This is a genomic window from Streptomyces sp. NPDC058619, from assembly GCF_042717785.1.
Lineage (GTDB): Bacteria > Actinomycetota > Actinomycetes > Streptomycetales > Streptomycetaceae > Streptomyces.
The window spans coordinates 1-1,010 of the sequence record NZ_JBHXQN010000173.1; the positions used below are offsets into that span (position 1 = coordinate 1).

Genomic DNA, 1,010 nt, shown 5'->3' on the forward strand with positions numbered 1-1,010 from the left:
CTAGATGAATGAGTCCAAGGGGTGTCGTTGCGGTCAGTGATCGTAGGCGGTCAGTGACCGTTTGATGGGTTGATCGGTTTTGTCGTTGTGCCAGATCGCCGCGGTGAGGGCGAGGAGTCGGCACAAGATGCGGACTGCCACCCCTGCCGGGCTCTTGCCGCCGTGTCGTTCCAGGTCGAGCTGCCCTTTGAGGGTCTGGTTGATCGACTCGATGACTTGCCGCAGCGGTTTGAACAGGTGCGCGCCGGCCCGCTCGGCCTCCCCTTTGCGGGTCGGTCGCAGCAACTCCAGGTGACGTTCGGTGAGGTCATGCTCGAAGGCACGACCGAAGTAGTTCTTGTCCCCGATGATCGTCTGCCCGGGGTGGGTGGCTTCGACGTCGGGCGCGGTGTCGAGCATGTCGAGCAGTGTCTCGCGTTCGTCGGCCTTCGCGCCGGTGAGTGCGAACAGGACCGGCAGGCCGCCGAGCGTGCACACCAGGTGCAGTCGCAGCCCCCAGAAGTACCGGGAGTGCGACGCGCAGTAGCCGTACTGGGCCCAGCCTGCAAGGTCCGAGCGCTTGGCCGTCTCGCGGGAGCATCCGCAGCCGACCGGTGTGGAGTCGACCAGCCACACGTCGTCGTTCCACAGCGTGGTGTCCCGCGCCAGGATCCGGATCATGCTGGTGACCAGCGAGGACGCAGCCCGCAGCCGCTTGTTGTAACCGGACTGCTGGGGCACGTGGGGGAACAGGCGGCCGAAGTCCCGGTCGACGCGGCGAAGCCAGCGCCGCTCGGAGGTGTAACCGAGCAACGCTGACATCACCGCGAGCGTGACCAGTTCGGCGTCACTGAGTGTGGGCGTGATCCCGACGGCGGGACGCCATGGGGCCAACCATGGCGAAGCCTTCAACTCGTCGTCGATCCGGGCATAGAGTGCTGTCGCGAGGGTGTCCAGGTCCGTCTTCACACACTGACATTGGACGCCCTCGTCCTATGTCCGCAGGCCATCCCTTGGACTCACTCATCTAG

Annotated in this window: 1 protein-coding gene; it reads right to left on the bottom strand. The window is 65.2% G+C overall.

Translation table 11 applies throughout. From position 1 onward, the window contains the following. Window positions 1–33 precede the first annotated feature (33 nt). On the bottom strand, window positions 34–948 hold the full coding sequence (locus ACFWTC_RS38985) for an IS982 family transposase (protein ID WP_384030772.1): 915 nt from the start codon (window positions 946–948) through the stop codon (window positions 34–36). Window positions 949–1,010: the final 62 nt, after the last annotated feature.